The sequence below is a fragment of the Haloferax marinum genome, from assembly GCF_009674625.1.
GTDB classification, from domain to species: domain Archaea; phylum Halobacteriota; class Halobacteria; order Halobacteriales; family Haloferacaceae; genus Haloferax; species Haloferax marinum.
Genome location: NZ_WKJQ01000001.1, coordinates 65,336 through 87,580 on the forward strand (window position 1 = coordinate 65,336; position 22,245 = coordinate 87,580).

Below are 22,245 nucleotides of genomic sequence, written 5' to 3' on the forward strand. Positions count from 1 at the left end.
CAACAGACGCTACCGCGTGTTGTGTGGCGGTGTTCCCGCCTCGGTATCGGTGCTGGAGACGGTTGGCGTCGTCTCGTCTACGACTGCGTCGAAGAGTTCGGCGTCACACGCCAGACAGGTGACCGTGACGTGGCGCTTTTTCGTCGTCCCCGCGTCGCTCACTCGCTCGGTGTCCACGTCGACAGACCCCTCACAGGTCGGGCACCGGTGGAGACTGAGACGAAGCGCACCAAGGACGCGGTTTCGGTCTGCCGTCGAGAGCTCCCACCACTCCGGGTAGTGGCGCCGGAACGTCATGACCGCGGTCAAGTCGGCGACGAAGGCGGCCCGAGACGTCCACCGACCGATATTTCCACCGTCTAGTTGTGCGAACAGTCCTCGTTCGTCCCATCCCATCTCGACGCGGGCGCGCTCGACACCCAACAGGTCTGCGAGGGCGTTCCGGTCGTGTTCTCGCCCATCCATCCCGGCCATTCGTCGCTGCCAGTCATTAGAAAACCGGCTCGAGAGGGCGAGGTCTCCGGAGGTCCCCTCGGTGAAGATTCCTGCGGCGTGGAGGTCTGAGACGAGGTCGACCTCTCCGTCGAGGGCGAGCGGTGGAGAGGACTCTGCTGCCGGCAGTTTCGGCAGTCGCGACCGCCGGAACTCGAGCACTGCAAACCCGAACACGACTGCTGGTGGGAGCACGCCGAAGGCCACACCGTACGGTGACCACACGAGCCATCCGAGTGTTCCACAGACAACTGTCAAGAATAGTAGAGGTAAGGCGATTGGGCTCCCGAGCAGTGGCTGGTGTATCTCGAGGCCAAGGGAGAGTCGTCGCCCAGACATACTGCATAGAAAGTGTTCTCACCGTATAGGTATGGACTGGGTACATCAGATATGAAGAATGTAAATGTGTGGACTTATCTGAATTCAGTTCATAATAGTACGTTACCGCAGAGCGTCAGCGTTACGTACTACTATCTGTCGAGGGTCGTCCGGTTAGACACTGAACAGGGTAGTTCTCTCGGTGGGAACGCAGCAAAGTAGGGGGGCATTTGTGGATAAATTCCAGCGTAAGTCCGTGCCTGCCGCTACATTAACGGTTCTTCCGTCCTGAAGCGCGGTTATGCACCTGTACTGGCACCGGCGTGATTTACGAATCGCCGATAATCGAGGATTGTCGAACGCCGCCAGCGACGACGTCGCCCCGCTCTTCGTGTTCGACGACGCGGTTCTCGAACACGCCGGTTCGCCACGCGTCAGGTATCTACTCGACGCACTCGCCGAACTTCGCGCGTCGTACCGTGCTGCTGGAGGTGACCTCCTCGTCGCCCGAGGCGACCCGAAGACGCTCGTTCCTGAAATCGCGACGGCACTCGGCGCAGACCGAGTGGTCTGGAACGAAGACTACTCTGGAGTTGCCAGAGACCGTGACGCCGCGGTTCGGCTCGCACTCGACGATGCCGGTATCGCTCGCGAATCAGTTCACGACGCCATATTCCACCCTCCAGGGTCGATTACCACGAACGCAGGCGACCCCTACTCGGTGTACACCTACTTCTGGAAGAAGTGGCGTGACCGTGAGAAACCCGACCCGTACCCAGAACCCGACGACGACGTAATTGCCGACGTGGAGACGCTCCAGTCGGTCACACAGTCGGTTCCGGACGTCACTGTCGGTGACCTCCCGACGATGGCCGACCTCGGCTTCGACGAACCGACTGCCGACGTGATTTCGGCCGGAACCGCGGCCGCACGCCGGCGACTCGAGGCGTTCTGTGACGACGCAATCTATCACTATGCAGCTGACCGAGACTACCCGTCTCGGGAAGGCACCTCGAAACTCTCGACGGACCTGAAGTTCGGGACCATCGGTATTCGAGAGGTGTACGCCGCCACCGCCGAAGCCAGGGAAGGTGTGGGTGGCGAGCGAGACGAGTCCGTAGAGGAGTTCCAATCACAACTCGCGTGGCGCGAGTTCTACACACACGTCCTCAGGTTCAATCCACACGTCGTCTCGGAGAACTACAAGGAGTTCGAATACGACATCCAGTGGCGCGACGACCCTGCCGAGTTGGAAGCGTGGAAAGACGGTGCGACAGGCTATCCAATCGTCGACGCCGGGATGCGCCAACTGAAGGCCGAGGCGTACATGCACAACCGCGTTCGCATGATCGTCGCCTCGTTCCTCACGAAGGACCTGCTGTGTGACTGGCGACACGGCTACGCACACTTCCGCGAACTCCTCTCGGACCACGACACGGCGAACGACAACGGTGGCTGGCAGTGGGCCGCCTCGACAGGTACTGACGCCCAACCGTATTTCCGCATCTTCAACCCGATGACGCAGGGCGAACGCTACGACCCGGACGCCGAGTACATCAAACAGTACGTGCCTGAGTTGGAAGGCGTATCCGCCGATACCATCCACGACTGGCACGAACTGAGCGACACAGAACGCGAGCGTGTCGCACCCGACTATCCTGCACCCATCGTGGACCACGCCGAACGACGTGAGATGGCACTCTCGATGTTCGAAACGGCCAGAGGCGGCGACTGACCACAGTCGTTCGGTCGCAGTCGTCACGACCGGTGGCGAAACGCTATCGTCTCGCCCCGCGAGTGGCTATCCATGCACGTCGCTATCCTCCTCTACGACGGGTTCGACGAACTCGACGCAGTCGCCCCGTTCGAAGTGTTCCAGAACGCGGGGGCGTTCGGTGCTGACTGTACTGCCGAGTTCGTCACACTCGACGAACGCGAGTTCGTGACTGCGAGCCACGGCATGCGCGTCGGTGTCGATAGCGTCCTCGACCCGGAAACCGACCACCCTGACCTCCTCGTCGTTCCAGGCGGCGGGTGGAACTCCCGCGCCGACCAGAGCGCCTGGGCAGAAGCCGAAAAGGGTGAGATTCCCGAAGCGATAGCGACGCTTCACGAAGGCGGCAGTATGGTCGCCGGTGTCTGTACGGGTGGGATGCTCCTCTCTCGAGCGGGTATCCTCAGTGGGCGACCGGCAATCACACACGCGGGCGCACTGGACGACTTGCGTGAGACGGACGCTGAAGTGGTTACCGCCCGCGTCGTGGACGATGGTGACGTCCTCACCGCCGGTGGTGTCACGTCCGGCCTCGACCTGTCGTTACACGTCGTCGAACGAGAGTTCGGGAGCGAGGTCGCCACTCGTGTCGCCAGCGAGATAGAGTACGAACGCCGAGACACCCCGTTCGACGGCTGACACGTACGGGAATTACCGGCAATCTAATCTGTCGAAATCGGCAGACTGCGGGGTGCGAGGCCTTGTTCTGTGCTACCATACCTCTCCTCAAGTTTTAACAGGATTCCGCCCTACCCTCAGTACGGAGGTTATTACACAATGAGCTACGAACTCGACCCGCTTCCGTACGACTACGACGCGCTCGAACCCCACATCTCCGAACAAGTCCTGACCTGGCACCACGACACCCACCACCAGGGCTACGTAAACGGATGGAACGCCGCTGACGAGACGCTCGAAGCGAACCGCGAGGCAGGCGAGTTCGGTTCGTCCGCCGGCGCGCTCCGCAACGTCACCCACAACGGCTCCGGTCACATCCTGCACGACCTCTTCTGGCAGAACATGTCGCCGGAAGGCGGTGCCGAGCCGTCGGGTGCACTCGCAGACCGCATCGCGGAGGACTTCGGTTCCTACGAAGCCTGGAAGGGCGAATTCGAAGCCGCAGCAGGCGCTGCCGGTGGCTGGGCACTTCTCGTCTACGACTCGTTCTCGAACCAGCTTCGGAACGTCGTCGTCGACAAGCACGACCAGGGCGCACTCTGGGGCAGCCACCCCATCCTCGCGCTGGACGTCTGGGAACACTCCTACTACCACGACTACGGCCCGGCCCGCGGTGACTTCATCAGCGCGTTCTTCGAGGTCGTCGACTGGGAAGAGCCGTCGGCCCGCTACGAGCAGGCCGTCGAACTCTTCGAGTAGACCCGCACATCCTGACAAACCTTTTTAGAGAGTCGCAAACTCCCGACCAGCGGGTGCGCTGTCGTGCGAAGAGACTCACGAGAACAAGAAGACAGAACAGAGCGAGAAGACAGACCCGACCAGTCAGTCGAGTGCTTCGGCAGGAGTGGTGAGACGCGAGAAATCGAACTCGTTCGACAACGCCTGGATGCGGTCGTTCAGCGTGGCAAAGTCACGGCCCGAACTCCCCCGGTCGAAACTGGCGAACATCCCGACTGGACCGTCACCGACGAACGTCCGAAACTGTTCGAACGTATCGAATCCTCTCACCGTGTAGCCGTAGTCGGCGTAGTAAAGCGCCTCGTACGTATCTCTGGTGACGTAACCGAACCGTTCGTTGTCGATGAACTTCGCGACGTCGACGGTGTCGATCGCGTCGGCCACGTCCGCTCGGATGTACAGATGTTCGTATCCCTGTCGGTCGAAGACCCACAAGTCTCGAAGTGCGTCTCCACCGAACGCGCGGACGGTTTCGACGATTCGTGAGGCGGCATCACTCATCGCTCTCGTGTCCCACTCACCATTGATAAGCATTGGCATGAGAACGGCTCTCCCGCTATCGAAGTTTACTCGTCTAGTAGTTGCCAGTTCCACGCCGTCGTCTCTCGGCGGAGGGTCGTCGGGGTTTTGCCGGTCCGCAGAGAACCAGTCTGTATGCCCAAGCCGAAAGACGAGTTCGATACTCTCTATGGCTACCTGTTGTACGACCCAGAAGACGTTCTCGACCCCGACTACATGTACACTGTCGACGAAATCGCTCGGATGTTACAGGGTCTCGACCCGACCACCGAGCTCAGCGAGGAGACCGAAGACCGCCTCATCGAGTGGACGATTCCGTGGATTATCCAACACGAAGAGAAGTTCGTCATCAACGACCCGCGCGGCGACGACCCAGGATACTTCGGTCTTCACCCAGACGCCGTCGCTGAAGACGACGAAGAGTAGAACGAGCGATTCGGCCTGCGCCGTCGCCACTCAGCGATTCACTCGAGCGGCCTGCGACGCCAGTTCGAGGTCGTCCTGTGGTCGAGTGACGATACTCGGACCGTGACCGGTGTGTATCTCGGTCACTTCGTCGCCCGCAACCTCTCGAAGGCGGTCGATGCTCTGGATGAGTACCTCACGGTCGCCTTCTGGAAGGTCGGTGCGGCCGAATCCGCCGTTCGCAAAGACGAGGTCGCCGGCGAAGCAGACGCCCGACCCACGCGAGAAGAAACAGAGGTGGTCGTCTTTGTGACCCGGTGTGTGGATGGCTTCGTACACGTCGTCGCCGATTTGGATGCGCTCGCCGTCTTCGATTCGGTTGTCGACGGCGAGATTACCTGCGTCGTACCCCCACGTCTGGACGTCGAACGCCTCGCGGAGGGCGTCGACGTTCCCGACGTGGTCGGGGTGCGTGTGCGTGAGATAGACGGCGTCGAGGTGGTCGGTCACGTCGCTGACCGCCGAGACGATGTCGAAGTTTGCACCCGCATCGACGAGCGCCGTCGTCTCTCCCTCCACGAGAAAGGCGTTGCTCGTGAAGACGCGAATCCCCTGTGCGAGGTTGCGAATCATAACACATGGTAAGACGAGTGGGGCCTTTCCTGTTGTGGGCCGAAACCGAATCATCGTCGCTTCCAACCATTCTGTCTGAACAGGAGTTTTCCCGAAAATCTATAGCCTGCCATACCATGGTATGGTATAATGAGCGAAGCCCGTGCCCCAGACAACTCCAAAGACACCGTCACAATCGTCAAGGACGGGGATTGGTTCGTCGCGACAGACGAGTCTACGGGCGTAGCCAGTCAGGGAAAGACTCGCCCTGAAGCACTTGCAATGCTTGCTGAGGCAATAGAGCTCCACGAGTCGCCGCTCCCTGCTGATGTCGATGAAGAATCTCTCGAAAGTTCTGACGCACCCTGGTTCTGATGAGGACTCGCTCGCGCGTGCGTGATTTTTAGTACCCACACCTATTGGCATACTATCGTGTCACGACGGACCTACAGCGGCCAAGAAGTCGTCAAGGTCCTCCGGAAGATGCGATATCGTCCTGCTGGACGAACCGGGAGCCACGTCCGTCTCGTGTACAAGCACCCAGATGGGGATGTCCGCCGTGTGACCGTGCCGATGCACAAAGAGATTGCAGTAGGCACGCTGCGGAAGATTGCGGAACAGGCCGGCGCAAAGGACTTCGACAAGTTCTGCGAGTGGATTGACGACCTCTCGTAGTCGGTTCGTCTGTTAGAGCACACCACCGGCAATCACGAACGGATGGAATGCCTTTAGTAGGACTCAACCAAGACCAAGAACCGACTCTGGGGACCCCACATGCGCCAATACCTCGACCTCGTCACCGACGTTCTCGGCACCGGCACGCACAAACCCAACAGAACGGGTGTAGACACCATCTCTGGGTTTTCGAAGCACTACGAAGTCGACCTGCAGGAGGGCTTTCCGCTTCTCACCACGAAAGACCTCTCAGGGTTCCGCTGGAACTCGCTCATCCACGAACTGCTGTGGTATCTCTCCGGCGAAGAACACATCAAGAACCTCCGCGAGGAGACCGGTATCTGGAACGCGTGGGCGGACGACGAAGGGCACCTCGATACGGCTTACGGGCGCTTCTGGCGACGGTATCCGGTCCCCGAAGACGGCCTGCCGGGTGAGGCGTGGCCCGACGCCGACCAGCACTGGATGAACGACGAAGGAACGTTCGACCAACTCGCGTACGTCCTCGACACGCTCGAAGAGAACCCCAACTCCCGGCGGATGGTCATCAACGCGTGGCACCCCGCGAACGCCGCCGTCTCGACCCTTCCGCCGTGTCACTACACGTTCGTCTTCAACGTGCAGGGCGACGAACTCAACCTTCACCTGACCCAGCGCTCGGGCGACATCGCCCTCGGCGTCCCGTTCAACCTCGCGGCGTACGCCATCCTCGCGCAGGTCGTCGCCCAACAGACCGGGTTCGAACTCGGCAAGTTCGCCCACACTATCGTCGACGCACACGTCTACTGCGGAACCGGCGAGCGCGGTGCGTGGTACGGCGACAACCTCGACGAACTTCAGGCCCGTCTCGCAGACGTCGAATCCCGCGAGGAGTACCTCGACGTGCGTGACTGGTTGCTCGACGCCGCACCTGCCGAAGCAGAAGGCGAGGAGGACTACGACCACGTCCCCGGACTGCTCTTGCAGGCCGCAAGAGAACCGCGCGACTGCCCGACGCTCGACGTCGCCGACGTCCCTCTCTCGGACCTCACGTTCGACGATATCGTCCTCCGCGACTACGACCCCGCCGACGGGATTCGCTTCGCGGTGGCCGAATGAGCGACGAAGACGGCGACCAGTCGGCGACGGCGAGCGAAGATTCGATTCAGTTCGTCCTCGTCGCCGCCGTCGCAGAAAACGGCGTCATCGGACGCGACGGCGACATGCCGTGGCACCTGCCGGAAGACCTCAAACACTTCAAAGAGACGACGATGGGCCATCCCGTCGTCATGGGACGAAAGACCTACGAGAGCATCGCTCGGCAACTCGACGGCCCGCTTCCAGGGCGGCAGAGCGTCGTCCTGACGAGTCGTGACCTCGACCTGCCGGACGGTGCACAGACTGCCGCGTCGATAGCCGAGGCAGTCGACGCGAGCGTCACCGTCGCGAACGAGATGGGCGTCGAGACGGTGTACGTCGTCGGCGGTGCGACGGTGTACGAGCAGTTCCTCGACCGCGCGTCGAAGCTCGTCCTCACCGAACTCGACGACACGTACGAGGGCGACACGCGCTTTCCCGACTGGGACCGAGACGAGTGGGTCGAAACCGACCGCGACACCCGAGACGGGTTTTCGTTCGTCGAATACGAACGCCGTGAGGCGCAGTCGTGAGCGACGCCCACGAGACGCGGTGGGAGTACAAAATCGTCCGAACGGCCGACGGTGGCCTCTTCAGCGGCGACACCGCACCGATGGAAGACGCACTCGACTCGCTCGGTGGCGACGGCTGGGAACTCGTCGATACCATCTCCGACTCCCGCGGTGCAGGCGCGGGAAGCGGACAGACGGCGCTCGTGTTCAAACGGCCGAAGTGACGCGATTGACTGGTCGAGTTAGCCTTCGAGCGGCCGGTAGAGCGGATTCGACCCGTCGTTCTCGATGGTCACCATCTCCTCTCCGTCGAAGACGATGGTCAGCGACTCGTAGTCGCTCGGAATCGAGACGACGGCGTCCATCGTCGTCCGCGGCGTGCAGTCGTCTGACGGCGGCTTCTGACTGTCTTCGTCCGGACCCGTCGTCAGTCGGTAGACGTACTCGCCGTCTGCGACCGTCTCGACGGTTCCGTCGATTCTGACGCTCGGCGTCTCGTGTGTGAACGTCCGGTTGAACGCGAACGTCGTCTGCTCACCAGCAGGCATTCGGACGACCCACGACGACGGGGCAGTCTCGTCGGGGGCGAGACAGCCAGTGGCAGCAGAGATGGAGGACGTGGGTGAAGTCGTAGTCTCCGTCGGCGTGACGAACGCGACAGAGGCACCGCCGAGCACGACGCCGACGACGAACACCGCGACGAGGGCGGTCAGAGAGTAGGAAGACATACGTAATCTGACGGCTCGGAGACGAATAATAACAGAGTGAGGGACGGTATCGAGGAACTAGCCGAGACTACCCTCCATCTCGAGTTCGACCAGTCGGTTGAGTTCGACGGCGTACTCGATTGGGAGTTCTTTCGTGATGGGTTCGATGAACCCCGAAACGATCATCTGCTTGGCTTCCTCGTCGTCGAGGCCGCGAGACTGGAGATAGAAGATGTCTTCGTCGCCAATCTTGCCGACGGTGGCCTCGTGTGCGACGTCGACTCTGTTCTCGTGAATCTCGATGTGGGGCATCGTGTCCGACGTCGAGACGTTGTCGAACATCAACGCGTCACACTCGACAGAACACGACGAGTCGGTCGACCCGTGTGCGATTCGGACGAGACCGCGGTAGTTGGTCCGGCCGCCACCCCGTGAGATAGATTTCGAGACGATGGTGGATTTGGTCTCCGGAGCGTTGTGGTAGACTTTTGCGCCGGTGTCGATGTTCTGGCCCTCACTGGCGAAGGCGATGGTGATGTGGTTGTCCGACGCACCGCGACCGTTGAGAATCGTCGCGGGGTAGAGCATCGTGACTTTCGAGCCCATCGACCCCGAAATCCACTCCATCCGTCCGTTCTTGCCGACGATAGCGCGCTTCGTGTTCAGGTTGTACGTGTTCTTCGACCAGTTCTGGACGGTCGAGTACTGCACGTGCGCCCCCTCTTTGACGAAGACTTCGACACACCCCGAGTGGAGGTTGAACGCGGAGTATTTCGGTGCGGAACAGCCCTCGATGTAGTGAACCTCTGAGTTCTTCTCCGCGACGATGAGCGTGTGTTCGAACTGGCCCATCCCGGCGGAGTTCATGCGGAAGTACGCCTGGACCGGCATGTCGACGGTGACCCCCTCGGGGACGTAGACGAACGACCCGCCGGACCAGATTGCACCGTGGAGTGCGGCGAACTTGTTGTCACTCGGCGGGACGCACTTCGTCATGAAGTACTCCTCGACCAAGTCGGGGTGTTCCCGGACGGCTTTGTCCATATCCATGAAGATGACACCCTCTTTTTCCCACTCCTCGCGCATGTTCTGGTAGACGATTTCGGACTCGTACTGGGCTCCGACGCCCGAGAGGGCGTTCTTCTCGGCTTCTGGGATGCCCAGTTTGTCGAACGTGTCTTTGATATCCTCTGGCAGGTCGTTCCAGTCACGAACTCCGCCGCGGACTTCGACGTCGGGGCGGATGTACGGGACGATGCTGTCGACGTCTACTTCCGAGAGGTCGGGTTGCCCTGGCCACCCAATCGGCATCGGCATCGCGTCGAACATCCGCAAGGCACGGAGGCGGCGCTCCAGCATCCACTCCGGTTCACCCTTGTCTTCGGAGATGACCCGGACGGTCTCTTCGTTGAGACCCTTTTCGGCCACGAACGCGGCCTTCTGTTCCTTCTTGAAGTCGAAGCGGTTCTGGACGTCCGCCTCCTCGAAGTGCTTCTCTTGGCGAGTACTCATAACACCAGTCTAGGGGTTCTCTGAGGATATGAGGGTGCCTCCTACGTGTAGGCCGGAAGAGAGTCTCTCCCGCCAGAATAACCGGTATTTGTGGGACAGAAGACCGCGACACGCACCTACATTTATCCTGTTAACCGTCGTAATATCGACACCCTCGACCGGAGACCTCCTATGACAGCTTCAACACTCGTCGACCGGATTCGCCAACCCGAATACACCGGTGAGAACCGATGTATGCCCTGTACCATCGTGAACGTCGTCATCGCGGCCGGACTGAGCCTCCTGCTCGGATTCGTGTGGGCACCGCTCGTCGTCATCTCGTTCGCCATCTTCGTCGCCGCCATCTACACCCGTGGCTACCTCGTTCCGGGGACGCCCACGCTCACGAAGCGGTACTTCCCGGACCGCGTCCTCAGGTGGTTCGACAAGGAGCCGTCGCCCACCGAGATGGGCGTCCAAAGCGACGTCGGACTGGGTACTGGCGAGAAACCATCGTTCGACGTCGAGGCAGTGTTGCAGGAGGCCGGCGCGCTCGAACCCTGTGAGGACATCGACGACCTGTGTTTGACCGCCGACTTCGAATCCGAGTGGGCTCGAGAAATCGAGCGAACGGACGACGCGGCCGTTCGGAAGCGCCTCGCGTCCATCCTCGGCGTCGACGAAGAACAGGTCACACTGAAACAACGGGACCGATGGTTCGCCGCCGCCGTCGACGGAGTATACGTCGGTCAGTGGGATTCACACGCCGCGCTCACCGCCGACGTGGCGACCGACGTAGCCCTCGAACCCCGACTCGACGGCTGGGACGGGTTCGGCAACGACCAACGAAGCGCGCTGGCGAGGGGACTCCGAATCTACCTCGATTCGTGCCCTGACTGCGGTGGAAACGTCGAGTTCGGAGAGGAGACGGCAGAGTCCTGCTGTCGGTCGTGGGAGGTCCTCGTCATTCGATGTGACGACTGTGGAAGTCGGTTGTTCGAGATCGACCTCTCGGAAGTCGAAGAAGCACCAGCCTGACGGTATCCGACCGACCCCGCTGCCGTCTCGTCGCGACGAATTACCCACACCCAGCGGTGAAGATTTGCCGCAGTGACACCTATCTCTCCGTATGAGCAAAGCCCGCTTCGAAGTGTACACCGACGCCCACGGTGAGTACCGATGGCGTCTCGTCCACGACAACGGAAACATCCTCGCCGACTCCGGTGAGGGCTACGCGTCGAAACAGAAGGCCAAACAGGGTATCGAGAGCCTCAAACGCAACGTTCCAGAGGCCGCCGTCGTCGAAACGTGACACTGCAACTGCGGAGCGGTCACGTGAACCCCACTACACTGCCGGGTGTGGAGGCTTTTTCCGCCTCCGGAACCGACCACGTGGTAATGACGAACATCGCCTTCCAGAACGAGGTCGTCGTTCGATGAACCGAAACGACAAACAGGCGTACGACCGCGGTACGTCGCTGTTCTCTCCAGATGGCCGAATCTACCAGGTCGAGTACGCCCGAGAGGCGGTCAAACGTGGTGCGCCGGTCGTCGGCATCCGGACGACCGATGGCGTCGTCCTCGTCGGCCAGCGGTCGTCTCCGTCGTCGCTCATGGAGACCAAGAGCATCGAGAAGATTCACAAACTGGACGACCATCTCGGTGCCGCCAGCGCCGGCCACGTCGCCGACGCCCGCAAACTCATCGACTTCGCCCGAACGACTGCACAGCGTGAACGACTCCGCTACGGCGAACCAATCGGTGTCGAAGTGCTCACGAAGGCAGTCACCGACGACATCCAAGAGAGCACGCAGTCCGGCGGCAGGCGTCCGTACGGTGCGGCGCTCCTCATCGGCGGTGTCGAGAACGGACGAGCACGCCTCTTTGCGACCGACCCCTCCGGGACGCCGCAAGAGTGGAAGGCAGTCGCCATCGGTGGCCTCCGCAACGACATTCAAGAGGCACTCGAAGCGGGCTACACCGACGACATGACGCTGCAAGACGGCCTCGCACTCGCCCTTTCGGCGCTTCGAGAGGCGAACGACGAACTCTCCGCAGAAGACGTGAACGCCGTCATGCTCTCCGAAGACGGCTACACGGAACTCGACGACGAAGCGGTCGCCGAAGCGTTCGCGGACGCCGCTCCCGACGAAGACGAGGCGTAGATGCCGGACGGGGGCGTGGTGACGCTCGACCGCATCGCCGTCTATCCGGTGAAGTCGCTCGACCCCGAGTTCGTCGCGAGCGCCGACGTCGTCGAAAACGGTGGTCTCTCCGGCGACCGAGAGTACGCTCTCTTCGACGACGACGGTAACTACGTCAACGGAAAACGAGAGCGGTCGATTCACCGAATCCGAAGTTCGGTCTCACTCGACGACGGGACGATTCGACTCACGGCACCCGACTGCGACGACTATCACGGCCCGATAGACGCCGCAGACGAATGGCTCTCAGACTACGTCGGCTATCCAGTCGAACTTCGCCGCGACCCGGCAGGGGGGTTCCCCGACGACACCATCGCCAGCGGCCCGTCTATCATCTCGACAGCGACTATCGAAGCAGTGGCGTCGTGGTTCGACGGTATCGACACCGCCGAGATGCGTCGCCGTCTCCGGCCGAATCTCGAACTCGACGCACCGGCCCCGTTCTGGGAAGACCACCTGTTCGACGGGCGAGCGACGCGCGTCGAATTCGAGGTCGGGGCAGTCTCGTTCGAGGGCGTCAACCCGTGCCAACGCTGTGTCGTTCCAACCCGTGACCCCGACACCGGCGACGGAACGCCGGGGTTCCGAGAGACGTTCGTGACGAAGCGCCGTGAGACACTCCCCGACTGGTCCGGTGGTGACTGGTTCGACCACGACTTCCGCGTCATGGTCAACACTGTCGTCCCCGAGTCGTCGTGGGGCGAGACGCTCACCGTGGGCGACGCCGTCGTCGTCGGCGACGTCGTCGTAGAGTGAAAGCCCCGCCTTCACCTCGTATCGACGCCGCTCTCACCACCCACTAAACTTGTCGCGCCGGTAGAGGTCGAGTTCGCTGACAGTCGAGTCGTCTTGCAACGCCGCGAACCGAATCGCGTTCGCAATCTCTTCTGGTTCGGTGACTTCGCCGGCCTCGAACCGTACTTCGAAGGCTTCGCCGTCTTCGGACCCGAACTCGGTTCGCACTTCGCTCGGATTGACGACGGTGATACCGACACCAGCGTCGCCGACCTGTCCTTCGAGACTGTGTGCGAAGCCTCGGACCCACCACTTCGACGCGGCGTACACCGGGTTGAACGGGCGTGGATACTGGCCGGCAAAACTCCCGACGAAGATGAGGTTCCCTGCGGTCTCGCGGAGGTGCGGCAAGGCGGCCCGCGAGATGTAGAAGACGCCGTCGACGTTCGTATCCATCATCTGGCGGTACTCGGTAGTCGTCATCGACTCCACGTCGGACCCGCGTGCGAGGCCGGCGTTGTTCACGACGACGTCGAGTCGGCCGAACTCGTCGAGAGTCTGGTCGAACGCCGCCTCGACGGCGTCTTCGTCGCGGACGTCCGTCGGAACGACGAGTGTCTCGACGCCGTACTCGGATTCGACGGCTTCCGCGATGCTGAGCAGTCGGTCTTCTCGACGGGCGAGGAGGACGAGGTTCGCGCCCACCTCCGCGAGAGCGTGTGCGGTGGCTTCGCCGATACCCGCGCTCGCACCCGTGACGAGTGCAACTCGGTCTGTGAGATCGTCGCGCATACGAGTGGATGTGATGGGCACGACAATCAACGGTTCCCTCGACGTGGCCGTTTGCCGCCACTTTCGACCGACACGACCACTCCGGAACCGACCGCCGGCACCAGCGTCTTTACGTCGTCTCGGTCGGTTGAGAGAGGCATGTTTACACTCACCGGCGGTCGGGTCGTCGACGTCGATGGTTCCCGCGTCGCCAACGTCGTCGTCGACGAATCGACTGGGCGAATCGAGTCGGTCGGAGACGACGTCGAAGGCGAGGTACACGACGTCTCGGGGTCGGTCGTCGCACCCGGACTCGTCGACGCACACGTCCACCTGATGATGGATGGTCGCCCCGACGTCGCTTCGTATCGGCGTGACACGGTCGAACGCGCGTGTTTCCGAGCGACTGCAAGCCTCCGACAGACCCTCGAAGCAGGCGTGACGACGGTCCGTGACCTCGGGTCGGCCGGGAACCTCGCGACGAGTGCCAAAGTCGCCGTCGCCGATGGCGACGTTCCCGGTCCGCGCATCCTCGCAGCAGGCGAGAATATCGTCATGACCGGCGGCCACGGCCACTGGTTCGGCCGCGAGGCAGACGGCCCAGACGAAGTCCGAAAGGCCGCTCGAGAGCAACTCAAACGCGGTGCAGACGTGGTCAAGTGCATGGCGACCGGCGGCGTGCTCACGGAGGGTGCCGTCACTGGCGCGCCCGAACTCACCGAAGACGAGATGCGCGCGCTCGTCGAGGCCGCGAGTGCCAAAGGCGTCCCGACGGCGGCCCACGCTCACGGGGAACAAGGCATCAAAAACGCCACCCGCGCCGGCATCACCAGCATCGAACACGGGATGTTCATGGACGAAGAAGCAGCGGCGCTCCTCGTCGACAACGGTACCTACTGGGTTCCCACGGCCTCTGCAGTCCGCGAAATCGTCGAGCACGGAACCGAGGCCGGAATCCCTGCAGAGGCGGTCGCCAAAGCCGAAGACGCCGCCGAGCGGTTCGAAGTCGCGTGGGAACACGCCCTCGACGCCGGCGTGAAGATTGCGATGGGGACCGACGCCGGGACGCCGTTCAACGACCACGGCCAGAACGCGCTCCGCGAGATGGAACTGATGGTCGAATACGGTCTCTCACCTGCCGAAGCACTCGAAGCGGCGACGGTCAGCGCCGCCGACTTACTCGGGCTGGACGACGTCGGAAAGGTCTCCGAGGGCTACGTGGCCGACCTCGTCGTCCTCGAAGCCGACCCGAGCGAAGACGCGTCTGCGTGGCGGACCGTCGAGCAGGTGTACCGCGACGGGTCGAGAGCGGTCTAATCGCAACACGGCAGTGGGTGTCACGGTTCCCCAGAAACGACAACCTTTTACGAAACCACGCGATAAATGAGAATGTACCAACGTGCTCTGTTGGTGTAGTCCGGCCAATCATATCACCCTCTCACGGTGATGACCAGGGTTCGAATCCCTGACGGAGCACTTCTCTCGAACACAACCCTCCGAGAGACCTCTGGGTCTCTCGGGCTTGTGAGAGTGAATGCGGAGGAAGGGATTCGAATCAGGGAGCGACCGCAGTGAGCGACCGTGGTTCGAATCCACGTCGGGTCCGTTCGATATTCGACCTCACTCCCTCGACGACGTCCCACTCGTCACTACCCGTAGAAATCCCGTCACACCCGTGAGCGGGTGTCTCTGACCAGTATCCACAGTTCTGGATGCGCTAGTCTCGTCGAAAAAACAGGGCGTCGCACAGGTTCGAATGCCCGCGTTCGACCGACTCACCCCGTGACCGACACCGGGACGTCCGATTCGAGGATGACCGTCTGTGTGACGCTCCCGAAGATGGCTTTTCCGGCGGGCGACCGCTTGCGCCCGCCCATGACGATGTGGTCTGCGTTGACTTCGTCTATCAAGTCGAGAATCCCGTCTTCCGGCGGGGCACTCGCCTCAGCGATAGTGACGTTCACGTCGTAGTCTTCGAGGTGTTCTCTCGCTCGTTTCACAGTCGTGACGCGACTCGGCGTCTGCATCGCGGGCGGTGCCTGTCTCTCTTCGCCGTGGAGGACGTGCGTCAACACGACTTCGACGTTCGAGAGGTCGTACGGTTGGTTGGTGACGAACCTCGCTTGCCGAAGCGCTCGATTCTCGTCGTTGTCGATGGGAACGAGTACGCGGTACATACTGTGAAATGGTGTCCGTTGGTCCGTCCATGGGTACCCTCGAAACCGGGGGCGATTTTTAAACCCCGCCGGAGCATCGCCGTAGTGCTCGGTTCCGCAGATATTTGACCACGGCGCAACTACGCAAACGAGGATGTTACTCGTGGGAACGGTGGTTGCGGACGCAGCCACCATCATCGAAGACGGAGCAGTGGTCGTCGACGGCGACCACATCGTTGCAGTCGGTGACCGAGCGGCGCTTATCCAGACGTATCCGACTCACGAGCGCCGCGAGTTCGATATCGTCGCACCGGGACTCGTCGGCGGGCACGTCCACTCCGTCCAGTCGCTCGGGCGGGGAATCGCAGACGACACCTCGCTGCTCGACTGGTTGTTCGACCACGTCCTCCCGATGGAGGCCGGCCTCGACGCCGATGGAATGCGCGTCGCCGCCGAACTCGGCTATCTCGAATGCATCGAGTCGGGGACGACGACGGTCATCGACCACCTCTCTGTCCGCCACGCCGACCAAGCCTTCGAAGCGGCGGGTAAGATGGGAATCCGCGGCCGTATCGGGAAGGTGTTGATGGACGCGAACTCGCCCGACGACCTGCAGGAAGACACCGACGCGGCACTCGCAGAGTCCGAGCGACTCATCGAGCGCTACCACGACTCCTTCGGCGGCCGTCTTCAGTACGCTGTCACACCACGATTTGCCATCACCTGCTCGGAGGAGTGTCTCCGTGGCGTGCGCGAACTCGTCGATGCCCACGAGGGAGTTCGAATCCACACCCACGCGAGCGAAAACCGAGAGGAAGTTGCAACCATCGAAGCTGAGACCGGGATGCGCAACATTCACTGGTTGGACGAAGTCGGCATCACCGGCGACGACGTCGTCCTCGCACACTGTGTTCACACAGACGAGAGCGAACGTGAAGTGCTCGCAGAGACTGGCACACACGTCACCTACTGCCCGTCGTCGAACATGAAACTCGCGTCGGGCATCGCACCCATCACCGACTACCTCGAACGCGGCATCAACGTCGCCCTCGGCAACGACGGCCCACCGTGTAACAACACGCTCGACCCCTTCACGGAGATGCGACAGGCCAGTCTCCTCCAGAAAGTCGACTCACTCGACCCGACGAACACACCTGCTGCGACGGTCTTCGAGATGGCGACCCGAAACGGTGCGAAAGCCGCCGGATTCGACCGTGTTGGACGCCTCCGCGAAGGGTGGAAGGCAGATATCGTCGGCCTCACGACCGACCTAACGCGCGCGACGCCACTGCACGACGTCATGTCGCACCTCGTCTTTTCGACCCACGGCGACGACGTGGTCTTCACGATGGTCGACGGCGAAGTGCTCTACGACGACGGCGAACACGTCCGTGCAGACGCTGACGATATCCGTCACCGCGCACGCGAGTACGCGGCGACTATCGAGTCGGTCGCACCCGAACACTGACGCCCTGGGGACCGACTGCAGTCATCGTCGCTCTGTCCTCTACCGTCGTTCTGCCCATTATCGTCGCATCTATCTCTCCCCACGTCACCACCCACTGTATGGCCGTTCGCCTCCGCGCCGCGACGGAGTCCGACCTCCCTGCTATCCGCGCTATCTACGAACCGTTCGTCGAACAGACCGCGATTACGTTCGCCACCGAACCGCCGACTCTCACCGACCTCGAAACCAAACTCCGGAAGAAGACACACCACCCGTGGTTGGTCTGCGAACTCGACGGGTCGGTCGTCGGATACGCGTACGCGGGGCCCATTCGAGAGCGTGCGGCCTACCAGTGGGCGGTCGAGACGTCGGTTTACGTCGACCCCGACTTCCAGCGCCGCGGCGTCGCTCGTGGGTTGTACACGGCGCTCTTCGAGATTCTCGAGCGACAGGGCTACGTCACCGCCTACGCCGTCATCACGACGCCGAACCCGCCCAGTATCGCCTTCCACGAGTCGTTCGGCTTCGAACGCGCCGGCCGCTTCGAGCGCATGGGCTACAAACACGGCACGTGGCACGACGTGGAGTGGTGGGCGCTCGAACTCTGTCCGCACCCCGACGACCCGGACGAGCCGCTCTCGGTGGAGACGGCACAGACTCGTCAGTGGTGGAACGAAGCGCTTTCGCGCGGTGTCGACGCGGTCGGAGACACCACACAACAGTAACGAGTTGTCGACAGACTCGACAGTGAGTTACGCGCGTGCTTCGGCCGACTCGCTCTCTGTGTCGGGTTCGTCGCTGTCGGCGTCGGTAGTTCCCGTCCGTTCGAGGACGTAGCGTTCGACTGCGGCAGAAAGCATCGATTGCCAGTCGTCGAACTCGGTGTGTGTATCCACGTATCGGTCCCACTTGTGGGTCGGAATCGACTCGAACGACTCCTGGTCGGAGACGTCGAATCCGCTGTCGTCGACGAACTTGTCGATAGATGTCGAATCAGTGTGTGACTCGACCCACGTCGGCGGGAACAAGTCTGCGAGTGTCACTTCGCCGCCGAGACCCCCTATCTCGACGTCGAGTGACGCTGCTGACGTTTCGGCCTCACCCATACACCGCCCCTGAAGCCGAGTGTATAACGGTGTTACGGTTGCGGTCAGTGAAGGTCAGTTCGTAGAGATAATCTCGACCACGTCACGGTGCCCAAGTTCGTGGTCTGACCCGATTTGGCGCTTCGAATGGCAGTCGATGCCGTGGAGGAGTCCGTCACCGATGTCGGAGTGGAGGTGGTACGCGAAGTCTTCCGTGGTCGACCCGTCGGGGAGGATGAAGCAGTCGCGGAAGACACCCTGCGAATCGGACTTCCCGTTCGCACTACCGGGGAAGATAGCGATTGCGCCCATCACGTCGAACAGCGCCTTCTCGAGGGACTGTTGGACGCCCGTGCCGCCGTACTCGTTGATGAACGCACGAATCTGTTCGAGACCCGCTTCCTGTTCACCGCTCACGTCACCGACGATGTCGAAGTCGTCGGCACCGGGCCGGTACTCGACGACGCCACCCTCGTCAGCGTTCTTCAGCGCTTTCTCCGCGTGCGCGCTCGTCGGCGTGAACGTGAGGTGGTCGTACGCTGGGTCCGCGGTAATCTCCTCGAAGTTCTCCTGCGACACTGGCTTGTCCATCTTGTTCGCCGCGATGATTATCGGTTTCGTGCGCTTGCGAATCTCGCGGGCGAGGGCTTCTTTGTCCTCGTCTTCCCACTCGTCGGGGTCGAGACCGATGTCCAGCGAGAGGATGACCTGCTTGATCTCGTCTTTGTTCGTCTTGAACGCGGACATCTGCTCTGCGAGGTCGACTTCGATATCTTTCTCCTCGCCGTGGTAGCCAGAGCGGTACCGCTCGATACCCTTCTCGAGGACGCCCAGATACCACATGTCGAGTTCGTCCTCGAGGAAGTCGATGTCTTCGCGAGGGTCGTGACCCTCGGTTGCCTCGCCTTCGATGTCCGTCTCGCCGGAGAAGTCGACCACGTGAACCAGCACGTCCGCCTCGTTGAGGTCGGTCAGGAACTGGTTACCGAGGCCCTTCCCCTCGTGTGCACCGGGGATGAGGCCCGCCACGTCCACGAGTTTGACTGGGACGAACCGCATCCCGTCGTCACAGTACCCGACCGAGGGCGTACACGATTCGTCGAACTCCGGGGCCGCACACTCGACGCGAACGTAGGCTTCACCGATGGAGGGGTCGATCGTCGTGAAGGGGTACGCGCCTTCCGGCACGTCGTTCATCGTCGCCGCATTGAAGAAACTGGATTTCCCGACGGAGGGTTTTCCGACGAGACCGATCTTGTAACTCATTCGTTGGTCGGATTGCCGAGTCCAACGCTAATAACGGTTCGACGTTCGACCGCGCTATGCGTGGAATTATCACACTTGCAGGGCCGTAGGAGGCGGTTCTGGGAACTCGACCCCGAGGGACGACAACCCAACGACCGGGTTGCAATTCGACTCGGCAGCGTTTCGGAGGCTCAGCCGAGACTACAGCTCTCTCCGTCCGGTGCACATCCCTCTCCGTCTGGTGCACGTCTCTCTCCGTCCGGTGTGCATCCCTCTCCGTCCGGTGCATCTTTGTCCTCACGTCTCTGACTCCCGCTGATGACCGATTCGGACGAGGCGAGGACGGACGACTCGACGACGGCCGACGAGACACAGGCCGCAGACACCTTCGGCGTCGGCATTCAGGTCACGGAGACCGAACTCCGCTTCGTCGTCAACGTCCCGTCCGACATCGACTCCGGATGGACGGACCCCGACGCCTTTCAGCGACTCGTCGAGCGCATCACGTGGGACGTCCTCGACCAACAGAACGTCCTCCGAACCATCGCCTCGAACGCACCCGACGGTGAGACAGTGTTTCTCGGGACTGTTACGCTCCGCTCCGACGAGACTCTCGTAGACCATTCGCTTCGGTCTCCGTCGTTCGACGAAGCGTGACCACCCAGTTTTCGAGATAGCCGTGAACGACCCAGAACCGACGACCGAAACGGCGATTCGAGCGATGCAAGACGCGGCGCTCTCGCGTGGACTGACAGACCAGACGCAGGCGAGACAGTCGTTCGCCCTCGCGGGGGCACTGGAGACCGCCAGACGGGAAGCGACCACTGCGACGTTCGACAGCGGCGGTGTGACGCTCGCGGCGTCGCTCGCGTTCGTCTCGACGGTATTCGCCGAACGGAGACTTCGGGACTCGCTTCGCTCTGCGGTCCGTGTGACCGACGACTCGGCGTGGTATCCGAGTGGTGTCCCTGCTCGTGTGGACGACGAACTCGTGGTCGTCGGTGCGACGCTCGCAGTCGAGCGACTCGACGTGTCGGCGTCGAGAGTGAGTACACTCGGCGATATCGACGTCGAAAAGATAGAACCGGCCGAGTAATACTCTCGGCCGGGAAAAGGGGGCGTCCGAAGTCGAACCGTTAGTTTTCGTTGCCGTTGCCGCTACCGTTGCCGTTGTTCGACTTGTCTTCGTCGGTGTTCGACTTGTCTTTGTTCTTGTCGTTGCCCTTCTCGTCGTTGCCTTCTGCGTTAGCGCCCTTGTTCGCTTTTTCCGGTGGGCCCTGCTTGTCGTTGCCCTTGTCCTTCTTTCCGGCGTTGTCTGGACGTTTTTCGTCCGCCTTACCTGGGTTGTGCTCGGTCACGTACTCCGAGACTGCCTGTCCCATCGGCCCTTCGATGGTGTTCTGCTTGAGACGCTCGATGAACTTGGTGACGAGGTCACCGAACGGGTCGTCTTCCTCGACTTCACCGCCTAAGACGACCGTCTTCGAGACGGTTGCGCCCTCGTATTCGGCGGTCACTTCGACCGTCGTGTTGTTCTGGAGTGGGGCAGCGAGTTCGACCGTCCCGTTCCCGTCGGTCTCGTAGTCGCCAGCCTCCGTGTAGTCACCGCTGACGGTGACGTTCGCACCCTCGACGGCCACCTCGTCTTCGGTGACGTCGATGACGACGGTCGTGTTGTCGACCTCTTCGACCGACAGTGCGAGGTCGTCGCCCTCGACACTGACGGTGGTCTCAGCCGTCAGGTCACCACTCGTCGCGGCGAACGTGAGGTTCGTCGTGTTCGCCGGTTCGGCGACTTCGACGGTGCCGTTCGAGTTGGTCTCGTACGTGTCGTTTTCGTAGTCGGTCCCGTTGACGTCGACCGACGCACCTTCGACTGGTTCATCGTACTGCGTGACGGTCGCAGTCAGCGTGTCGTTGGCGTCGTCCTGTTCGACGGAGACGTCGAGAGACTCGTTGAGCGGGATGAGCTCTCGGGAGAGTTCTGTCGTGTTGTTCCCGTCTTCCGTGGTCACGTTCAGCGTGACGGTCACGCGCTCGGACGGGTTCGGGAGTTCGAGGGCGCCCTCGGCGTCCGTATAGTGCGTGCCGTTTCCGCTGTAGTTACCGCTCGACTCGACGACGACCGTTGCGTTATCGACGGCCGTCTCGTCTGTATCGTTCTGTGTCACGGTCACTGTCGCGTTGCCCGTCTCAACGTCCTGCGTGACGTTGACCTGGAGGGACTGCTCGTCGCTTTCTGCGGCGACGGCCCCGGGGACCATCGCGACGGTCAGCATCGCAATGACCATGACTGCCGTGGTGAGTTTGCTGCCGCGCATGCAACCCCTTCTTCTAACCCCGATACGGTAAAAGGGGTCAATCGTGACTTCGGTTTTCGCTGAATTTCACGTTATTTTACCAGTGTGGAATCGGGCTTTCGTCTGTCGATTTCGCTCATTTTCGCTCCCGATTTCGTCGAACGAGGGACGGCACCCTGGGTTCTAGGCCGGCCGTCGGTTGGTCTCGGACTGACGTCGGTTGCACACGGCCTGATTGCACATATCCCGACCACCGCCTGCGCAT

Annotated in this window: 28 protein-coding genes and 1 tRNA gene; 19 read left to right on the forward strand and 10 right to left on the reverse strand. The window is 61.7% G+C overall.

Annotated features, from left to right (window positions below):
* Positions 1 to 9 precede the first annotated feature (9 nt).
* On the reverse strand, positions 10 to 831 hold the full coding sequence (locus GJR99_RS00355; RefSeq protein WP_151108703.1) for a hypothetical protein: 822 nt from the start codon (positions 829 to 831) through the stop codon (positions 10 to 12).
* 280 nt (positions 832 to 1,111) lie between these two features.
* On the opposite strand from GJR99_RS00355, the gene GJR99_RS00360 reads away from it, so the two are divergent.
* The 3 genes from GJR99_RS00360 (at position 1,112) to sod (ending at position 3,961) form a co-directional block, all read left to right on the forward strand.
* Positions 1,112 to 2,545, forward strand: a complete 1,434-nt coding sequence (locus GJR99_RS00360) for a cryptochrome/photolyase family protein (protein WP_151108704.1) — start codon at positions 1,112 to 1,114, stop codon at positions 2,543 to 2,545.
* A gap of 72 nt (positions 2,546 to 2,617) precedes the next feature.
* Entirely contained in the window at positions 2,618 to 3,223 is a 606-nt protein-coding gene (locus GJR99_RS00365) for a DJ-1/PfpI family protein (protein ID WP_151108705.1), read from the forward strand.
* A 138-nt stretch (positions 3,224 to 3,361) separates the two neighbouring features.
* Complete coding sequence (sod, locus tag GJR99_RS00370; RefSeq protein WP_151108706.1) at positions 3,362 to 3,961, forward strand: superoxide dismutase; 600 nt, start codon at positions 3,362 to 3,364, stop codon at positions 3,959 to 3,961.
* 123 nt (positions 3,962 to 4,084) lie between these two features.
* Here sod and GJR99_RS00375 read toward each other — a convergent pair whose 3' ends face one another.
* Positions 4,085 to 4,501: a DUF7522 family protein gene (locus tag GJR99_RS00375; RefSeq protein WP_151108707.1), complete on the reverse strand. Its 417-nt coding sequence runs from the start codon at positions 4,499 to 4,501 to the stop codon at positions 4,085 to 4,087.
* Positions 4,502 to 4,654: 153 nt separating this feature from the next.
* Here GJR99_RS00375 and GJR99_RS00380 point away from each other — a divergent pair, with 153 nt between their 5' ends.
* Positions 4,655 to 4,945: a DUF5827 family protein gene (locus GJR99_RS00380; RefSeq protein ID WP_151108708.1), complete on the forward strand. Its 291-nt coding sequence runs from the start codon at positions 4,655 to 4,657 to the stop codon at positions 4,943 to 4,945.
* 30 nt (positions 4,946 to 4,975) lie between these two features.
* On the opposite strand, the gene GJR99_RS00385 is transcribed toward GJR99_RS00380, so the two are convergent.
* Entirely contained in the window at positions 4,976 to 5,557 is a 582-nt protein-coding gene (locus tag GJR99_RS00385) for an MBL fold metallo-hydrolase (protein ID WP_151108709.1), read from the reverse strand.
* A 129-nt stretch (positions 5,558 to 5,686) separates the two neighbouring features.
* On the opposite strand from GJR99_RS00385, the gene GJR99_RS00390 reads away from it, so the two are divergent.
* From GJR99_RS00390 to GJR99_RS00410, 5 genes are all read left to right on the forward strand, one after another.
* A complete protein-coding gene (locus GJR99_RS00390; protein WP_151108710.1) occupies positions 5,687 to 5,911 on the forward strand; it encodes a type II toxin-antitoxin system HicB family antitoxin in 225 nt (74 codons plus the stop codon).
* Positions 5,912 to 5,968: 57 nt separating this feature from the next.
* On the forward strand, positions 5,969 to 6,211 hold the full coding sequence (locus GJR99_RS00395) for a type II toxin-antitoxin system HicA family toxin (RefSeq protein ID WP_151108711.1): 243 nt from the start codon (positions 5,969 to 5,971) through the stop codon (positions 6,209 to 6,211).
* Between the two features lie 99 nt (positions 6,212 to 6,310).
* On the forward strand, positions 6,311 to 7,309 hold the full coding sequence (gene thyA / locus GJR99_RS00400) for a thymidylate synthase (RefSeq protein WP_151108712.1): 999 nt from the start codon (positions 6,311 to 6,313) through the stop codon (positions 7,307 to 7,309).
* A complete protein-coding gene (locus GJR99_RS00405; protein WP_151108713.1) occupies positions 7,306 to 7,860 on the forward strand; it encodes a dihydrofolate reductase in 555 nt (184 codons plus the stop codon). The genes thyA and GJR99_RS00405 overlap by 4 nt, the downstream gene beginning before the upstream one ends.
* Positions 7,857 to 8,063, forward strand: a complete 207-nt coding sequence (locus GJR99_RS00410) for a DUF4177 domain-containing protein (protein ID WP_151108714.1) — start codon at positions 7,857 to 7,859, stop codon at positions 8,061 to 8,063. The genes GJR99_RS00405 and GJR99_RS00410 overlap by 4 nt, the downstream gene beginning before the upstream one ends.
* Before the next feature lie 18 nt (positions 8,064 to 8,081).
* On the opposite strand, the gene GJR99_RS00415 is transcribed toward GJR99_RS00410, so the two are convergent.
* Together GJR99_RS00415 and sufB are read right to left on the reverse strand one after the other, a co-directional pair.
* The gene (locus GJR99_RS00415; RefSeq protein ID WP_151108715.1) at positions 8,082 to 8,567 is read right to left on the reverse strand and encodes a hypothetical protein; all 486 of its coding nucleotides are present in this window, start codon (positions 8,565 to 8,567) and stop codon (positions 8,082 to 8,084) included.
* 57 nt (positions 8,568 to 8,624) lie between these two features.
* Positions 8,625 to 10,058, reverse strand: coding sequence for a Fe-S cluster assembly protein SufB (sufB, locus tag GJR99_RS00420; RefSeq protein WP_151108716.1), 1,434 nt, complete (start codon positions 10,056 to 10,058; stop codon positions 8,625 to 8,627).
* 171 nt (positions 10,059 to 10,229) lie between these two features.
* On the opposite strand from sufB, the gene GJR99_RS00425 reads away from it, so the two are divergent.
* From GJR99_RS00425 to GJR99_RS00440, 4 genes are all read left to right on the forward strand, one after another.
* Complete coding sequence (locus tag GJR99_RS00425; RefSeq protein WP_151108717.1) at positions 10,230 to 11,075, forward strand: hypothetical protein; 846 nt, start codon at positions 10,230 to 10,232, stop codon at positions 11,073 to 11,075.
* A 91-nt stretch (positions 11,076 to 11,166) separates the two neighbouring features.
* Positions 11,167 to 11,349, forward strand: coding sequence for an HVO_2922 family protein (locus tag GJR99_RS00430; RefSeq protein WP_151108718.1), 183 nt, complete (start codon positions 11,167 to 11,169; stop codon positions 11,347 to 11,349).
* 124 nt (positions 11,350 to 11,473) lie between these two features.
* A complete protein-coding gene (psmA, locus tag GJR99_RS00435; protein ID WP_151108719.1) occupies positions 11,474 to 12,202 on the forward strand; it encodes an archaeal proteasome endopeptidase complex subunit alpha in 729 nt (242 codons plus the stop codon).
* Positions 12,203 to 12,997 carry an MOSC domain-containing protein gene (locus tag GJR99_RS00440; protein WP_151108720.1) on the forward strand — a complete coding sequence of 265 codons (795 nt, stop codon included), beginning with the start codon at positions 12,203 to 12,205 and terminating at the stop codon, positions 12,995 to 12,997.
* Between the two features lie 33 nt (positions 12,998 to 13,030).
* Here the strand turns inward: GJR99_RS00440 and GJR99_RS00445 are convergent, their stop codons facing one another.
* A complete protein-coding gene (locus GJR99_RS00445) occupies positions 13,031 to 13,768 on the reverse strand; it encodes an SDR family oxidoreductase (protein WP_151108721.1) in 738 nt (245 codons plus the stop codon).
* Between the two features lie 138 nt (positions 13,769 to 13,906).
* On the opposite strand from GJR99_RS00445, the gene GJR99_RS00450 reads away from it, so the two are divergent.
* Together GJR99_RS00450 and GJR99_RS00455 are read left to right on the forward strand one after the other, a co-directional pair.
* The gene (locus GJR99_RS00450; protein ID WP_151108722.1) at positions 13,907 to 15,064 is read left to right on the forward strand and encodes a metal-dependent hydrolase family protein; all 1,158 of its coding nucleotides are present in this window, start codon (positions 13,907 to 13,909) and stop codon (positions 15,062 to 15,064) included.
* Between the two features lie 84 nt (positions 15,065 to 15,148).
* A tRNA-Glu gene (locus GJR99_RS00455) sits at positions 15,149 to 15,223 on the forward strand.
* A gap of 299 nt (positions 15,224 to 15,522) precedes the next feature.
* Here GJR99_RS00455 and GJR99_RS00460 read toward each other — a convergent pair.
* Complete coding sequence (locus GJR99_RS00460) at positions 15,523 to 15,924, reverse strand: universal stress protein (RefSeq protein ID WP_151108723.1); 402 nt, start codon at positions 15,922 to 15,924, stop codon at positions 15,523 to 15,525.
* Positions 15,925 to 16,057: 133 nt separating this feature from the next.
* Here GJR99_RS00460 and GJR99_RS00465 point away from each other — a divergent pair, with 133 nt between their 5' ends.
* Both GJR99_RS00465 and GJR99_RS00470 read left to right on the forward strand, forming a co-directional pair.
* Positions 16,058 to 17,371: a 5'-deoxyadenosine deaminase gene (locus GJR99_RS00465; RefSeq protein WP_151108724.1), complete on the forward strand. Its 1,314-nt coding sequence runs from the start codon at positions 16,058 to 16,060 to the stop codon at positions 17,369 to 17,371.
* A 98-nt stretch (positions 17,372 to 17,469) separates the two neighbouring features.
* Positions 17,470 to 18,075, forward strand: coding sequence for a GNAT family N-acetyltransferase (locus tag GJR99_RS00470; RefSeq protein WP_151108725.1), 606 nt, complete (start codon positions 17,470 to 17,472; stop codon positions 18,073 to 18,075).
* A gap of 27 nt (positions 18,076 to 18,102) precedes the next feature.
* Here the strand turns inward: GJR99_RS00470 and GJR99_RS00475 are convergent, their stop codons facing one another.
* Both GJR99_RS00475 and GJR99_RS00480 read right to left on the reverse strand, forming a co-directional pair.
* Complete coding sequence (locus tag GJR99_RS00475; RefSeq protein WP_151108726.1) at positions 18,103 to 18,456, reverse strand: hypothetical protein; 354 nt, start codon at positions 18,454 to 18,456, stop codon at positions 18,103 to 18,105.
* Positions 18,457 to 18,510: 54 nt separating this feature from the next.
* Positions 18,511 to 19,701 carry a redox-regulated ATPase YchF gene (locus GJR99_RS00480; protein WP_151108727.1) on the reverse strand — a complete coding sequence of 397 codons (1,191 nt, stop codon included), beginning with the start codon at positions 19,699 to 19,701 and terminating at the stop codon, positions 18,511 to 18,513.
* 297 nt (positions 19,702 to 19,998) lie between these two features.
* Here GJR99_RS00480 and GJR99_RS00485 point away from each other — a divergent pair, with 297 nt between their 5' ends.
* Together GJR99_RS00485 and GJR99_RS00490 are read left to right on the forward strand one after the other, a co-directional pair.
* Positions 19,999 to 20,337: a hypothetical protein gene (locus tag GJR99_RS00485; RefSeq protein WP_151108728.1), complete on the forward strand. Its 339-nt coding sequence runs from the start codon at positions 19,999 to 20,001 to the stop codon at positions 20,335 to 20,337.
* 64 nt (positions 20,338 to 20,401) lie between these two features.
* Positions 20,402 to 20,776: a hypothetical protein gene (locus GJR99_RS00490; protein WP_151113779.1), complete on the forward strand. Its 375-nt coding sequence runs from the start codon at positions 20,402 to 20,404 to the stop codon at positions 20,774 to 20,776.
* 40 nt (positions 20,777 to 20,816) lie between these two features.
* On the opposite strand, the gene GJR99_RS00495 is transcribed toward GJR99_RS00490, so the two are convergent.
* The gene (locus GJR99_RS00495; protein WP_151108729.1) at positions 20,817 to 22,001 is read right to left on the reverse strand and encodes a hypothetical protein; all 1,185 of its coding nucleotides are present in this window, start codon (positions 21,999 to 22,001) and stop codon (positions 20,817 to 20,819) included.
* Positions 22,002 to 22,245: the final 244 nt, after the last annotated feature.

Excerpts from the sequence above, each read along its gene's own strand:
- GJR99_RS00425 (WP_151108717.1), top strand. The coding sequence starts at position 10,230 with ATGACAGCTTCAACACTCGTCGACCGGATTCGCCAACCCGAATACACC.
- GJR99_RS00445 (WP_151108721.1), bottom strand. The coding sequence starts at position 13,768 with ATGCGCGACGATCTCACAGACCGAGTTGCACTCGTCACGGGTGCGAGC.
- GJR99_RS00495 (WP_151108729.1), bottom strand. The coding sequence starts at position 22,001 with ATGCGCGGCAGCAAACTCACCACGGCAGTCATGGTCATTGCGATGCTG.
- sod (WP_151108706.1), top strand. The coding sequence starts at position 3,362 with ATGAGCTACGAACTCGACCCGCTTCCGTACGACTACGACGCGCTCGAA.
- GJR99_RS00470 (WP_151108725.1), top strand. The coding sequence starts at position 17,470 with ATGGCCGTTCGCCTCCGCGCCGCGACGGAGTCCGACCTCCCTGCTATC.
- GJR99_RS00490 (WP_151113779.1), top strand. The coding sequence starts at position 20,402 with ATGCAAGACGCGGCGCTCTCGCGTGGACTGACAGACCAGACGCAGGCG.
- sufB (WP_151108716.1), bottom strand. The coding sequence starts at position 10,058 with ATGAGTACTCGCCAAGAGAAGCACTTCGAGGAGGCGGACGTCCAGAAC.
- GJR99_RS00390 (WP_151108710.1), top strand. The coding sequence starts at position 5,687 with ATGAGCGAAGCCCGTGCCCCAGACAACTCCAAAGACACCGTCACAATC.
- psmA (WP_151108719.1), top strand. The coding sequence starts at position 11,474 with ATGAACCGAAACGACAAACAGGCGTACGACCGCGGTACGTCGCTGTTC.
- GJR99_RS00360 (WP_151108704.1), top strand. The coding sequence starts at position 1,112 with ATGCACCTGTACTGGCACCGGCGTGATTTACGAATCGCCGATAATCGA.
- GJR99_RS00415 (WP_151108715.1), bottom strand. The coding sequence starts at position 8,567 with ATGTCTTCCTACTCTCTGACCGCCCTCGTCGCGGTGTTCGTCGTCGGC.
- GJR99_RS00480 (WP_151108727.1), bottom strand. The coding sequence starts at position 19,701 with ATGAGTTACAAGATCGGTCTCGTCGGAAAACCCTCCGTCGGGAAATCC.
- GJR99_RS00440 (WP_151108720.1), top strand. The coding sequence starts at position 12,203 with ATGCCGGACGGGGGCGTGGTGACGCTCGACCGCATCGCCGTCTATCCG.
- GJR99_RS00430 (WP_151108718.1), top strand. The coding sequence starts at position 11,167 with ATGAGCAAAGCCCGCTTCGAAGTGTACACCGACGCCCACGGTGAGTAC.
- GJR99_RS00355 (WP_151108703.1), bottom strand. The coding sequence starts at position 831 with ATGTCTGGGCGACGACTCTCCCTTGGCCTCGAGATACACCAGCCACTG.
- GJR99_RS00465 (WP_151108724.1), top strand. The coding sequence starts at position 16,058 with ATGTTACTCGTGGGAACGGTGGTTGCGGACGCAGCCACCATCATCGAA.
- GJR99_RS00380 (WP_151108708.1), top strand. The coding sequence starts at position 4,655 with ATGCCCAAGCCGAAAGACGAGTTCGATACTCTCTATGGCTACCTGTTG.
- thyA (WP_151108712.1), top strand. The coding sequence starts at position 6,311 with ATGCGCCAATACCTCGACCTCGTCACCGACGTTCTCGGCACCGGCACG.
- GJR99_RS00450 (WP_151108722.1), top strand. The coding sequence starts at position 13,907 with ATGTTTACACTCACCGGCGGTCGGGTCGTCGACGTCGATGGTTCCCGC.
- GJR99_RS00385 (WP_151108709.1), bottom strand. The coding sequence starts at position 5,557 with ATGATTCGCAACCTCGCACAGGGGATTCGCGTCTTCACGAGCAACGCC.
- GJR99_RS00405 (WP_151108713.1), top strand. The coding sequence starts at position 7,306 with ATGAGCGACGAAGACGGCGACCAGTCGGCGACGGCGAGCGAAGATTCG.
- GJR99_RS00375 (WP_151108707.1), bottom strand. The coding sequence starts at position 4,501 with ATGAGTGATGCCGCCTCACGAATCGTCGAAACCGTCCGCGCGTTCGGT.
- GJR99_RS00475 (WP_151108726.1), bottom strand. The coding sequence starts at position 18,456 with ATGGGTGAGGCCGAAACGTCAGCAGCGTCACTCGACGTCGAGATAGGG.
- GJR99_RS00365 (WP_151108705.1), top strand. The coding sequence starts at position 2,618 with ATGCACGTCGCTATCCTCCTCTACGACGGGTTCGACGAACTCGACGCA.
- GJR99_RS00460 (WP_151108723.1), bottom strand. The coding sequence starts at position 15,924 with ATGTACCGCGTACTCGTTCCCATCGACAACGACGAGAATCGAGCGCTT.
- GJR99_RS00485 (WP_151108728.1), top strand. The coding sequence starts at position 19,999 with ATGACCGATTCGGACGAGGCGAGGACGGACGACTCGACGACGGCCGAC.